Below are 2,563 nucleotides of genomic sequence, written 5' to 3' on the forward strand. Positions count from 1 at the left end.
ATCTCAAACGGGGCTAAGGCCACGGGTCCTTCGGGTTGTCCGCCGGGCCTCCTTGAACGCTGTCTGCACTCTTCGCCGTACTGCAGGGATGCAACCCTCTCGTGGTTCGCAGTGAAGAACTGCTTCACGTACTCGCATATGGCCTCTCTGCCGTGCCGACTGACACAGAATGGCCATGCATTCTTGCCCAAGCCGGAACCACGACAGAGATCGAGAAAGACTTGATGTGCCTTCTTGCTCGTAACACGCCCTTGTTTCGCCCCGTCTGGAGTGATGCCAGTGGCGAGGTACTTGTCCAGGGTGAACTGAACATCCGGCTGCGCAGCGAACAATGCTGACAGGGCGCCCGTATAGCCGCCGAATGACAGGCTTGGCATCGCGCTTAGCGGCTTGGATCGCGTTGGCTTTTGCGTGCGAAATCCCTTGAGGATGCCAGCCCAACCCACAATTTGGCCATCGCCCATGATCGCGACGCAGCGATTGAGGTACCGTAGTACCTCAGTACGCTCGATTCCGAACCGAGAGGCTATCGCGGCAGTTGGGAGGCCACTTAAGTACGCAACCAGGGCTTGGCGTCTTTGCTGAAACAGCACCAGATCAGCCTGGTCCAGCAGACTGGTTTCACAAGCCGGCCACTCTCTGTAGTCCGCAAATTCTGCCGGGAGCGTCCTCCGGTTGAACTTAATGGCCGGGGTCATGTCCACACCTGAACAGCCTTGTGTGCACAGACCATGGGTGGACATCCATGTCCGAGCTGATGGATCGGGCGCGCAGCGCAAGAACCGCAGCTCCTACCACCACCGCTGGGTGCGCTTGTTTAAGGCCTCGTATGGCCTCTCCCAGGGTCGCCTTGCCCCGTCGCCGGACCATCGATTCGACTTCTTTTGCCAGAGAACTGAGATCGGAACCGCGGCAACGGTGAAAAGCAGAGATTGCCGCCTGCCAGTTGCGGATCCTCATCTTCGCCTGACCAAAATCACGTGTACTAAAAACAGAAACTGAATAGCCGCACTCTGCAGTCAGCGCTTCGATACCCCGCCGGGCCCGGTCTGATCCATCGTCGATCAACCGTGCCTGAATAGAGCCATCTGTCAGTGTAGTGAGCGCATCAAGGCAGATTGAGCCGCTGCCTAGGTGCACCTGTATCAGTGGCTCGCGAAACTCTGCTTCACGGACGCTTGCGTCGCCTTCGCAATAGAAGAAGAGCTTCATCCTCAAGTCACCACTCAGCGTCACCGGGCACTCAGCTGCCGGAGACTGCAGCGTCCAGAGGTTTGCTGAGTTGCTTGTCCGGGCTTGCCGCACACCAAGTCGGCGTTGCCTGGCTTTGGTCGTAACGCTCATTACCCTGCTCCAAACAGACCTCGCCGCAGGGGCAGCGGTCTAGGCATCCACAGGATGCATTCGGGCTTGGTTGTGCTTCGCGGTCAACATGGTCCAGGCCGATTTCCTATCACTGCGTGAGGAAAGGTCGCTGGCGTGCTTCGCCACGCTACTCCCGAAAGGCTTGGGGCGCARCCGATTGGGCGGTCGTACCAAAGTCCGCGCTGAACTAGTAACAGAAGTACGTGTAGCCAGCGAATAAGTAACACATATACCTGTTGGCGCCCTCTATTCAGATTGCTAGGTTATGGGGCTCCGCCTCAGTAGACTGTTGAAATGTATGGACTTCAAGGTAACAGGAATACGTGCTCCAGCAGCCGGTCGTCGATCAGGCCTTGGTGGCGGCCGGCCTGAAAGCCAAACTTGGGCCTTGGACCCTGGCCACCGTGCGCCATCACGTTGCCGTGCTGTCCACCGCACACCGGCTCAAACAAGCCACCAATCCCTGCGAGCAGCCGGCAATCCGCACCGTGCTCAGCCGCGCGGCGCGGGCCGCGGTCAAGCGCGGCGAGCGCCCACGCAAAAGGAATTCGGGATCGCGCTCTACTCTGCTTCGGGTTTGCCAGCGGCGGGCGTCGCCGCAGTGAGATCGCCGCCGCCGACCTGCGTGACCTGCGCCGAATCGGCGCGGCCGGCTATATCTACCGGCTGGAGCACAGCAAGACCCAGCAGGCCGGCGTCACCGCGACCTCCACGCCGGACAAGCCGGTGCTGGATCGGGCCGCCCTCGCCCTCCAGGACTGGCTGGAGGCATCAGGCCTCACCGAGGGGGCGATCTTCCGGAGGCTCTGGAAACAACGGGTGGGCCCCGCCCTATCCCCCGCTGCGGTAGGAGAGATCATCCAGCGGCGGGCACGCCTGGCGGGATTGGAGGGGGATTTTGGGGCCCACAGCCTGCGGTCCGGTTTCGTCACTGAGGCCAGTCGCCAAGGCGTCGCGCTGCCGGCAATTATGCAGCTGACCGAGCACCGGTCAGTCTCGAGTGTCGTGGGGTACTTCCAGACGGGCGGTGCCACGGCGAACCCTGCTGCTCGCTTGCTTGAGGACTGAACGGCAACGCCTCTAAGGCAATGCCTGCCATGCGCAAGTTATTGAATTCAATAAAACTAACTGAAGCGGCCTAGTAAAAAAGCGATACCCCAAACTATGCCTTCTGAGCTGTTTGACGAAGCGTCAGCGA

2 protein-coding genes and 1 pseudogene are annotated in these 2,563 nt (G+C 60.2%); 1 reads left to right on the forward strand and 2 read right to left on the reverse strand.

Going from position 1 to position 2,563, the window contains the following annotated elements; all coding sequences use genetic code 11:
• Together AC1VAN_RS18145 and AC1VAN_RS18150 are read right to left on the reverse strand one after the other, a co-directional pair.
• On the reverse strand, positions 1 to 698 hold a 698-nt coding region (locus tag AC1VAN_RS18145), incomplete at its 3' end, for a hypothetical protein (RefSeq protein WP_480986372.1).
• Positions 682 to 1,212 carry a hypothetical protein gene (locus tag AC1VAN_RS18150; protein ID WP_442251547.1) on the reverse strand — a complete coding sequence of 177 codons (531 nt, stop codon included), beginning with the start codon at positions 1,210 to 1,212 and terminating at the stop codon, positions 682 to 684. The genes AC1VAN_RS18150 and AC1VAN_RS18145, both read right to left, overlap by 17 nt.
• A 476-nt stretch (positions 1,213 to 1,688) precedes the next feature.
• On the opposite strand from AC1VAN_RS18150, the pseudogene AC1VAN_RS18155 reads away from it, so the two are divergent.
• Positions 1,689 to 2,433, forward strand: a pseudogene (locus tag AC1VAN_RS18155) (site-specific integrase).
• The last annotated feature ends 130 nt before the right edge of the window (positions 2,434 to 2,563 follow it).

Source organism: Stenotrophomonas sp. 05L44_2 (assembly GCF_056665995.1).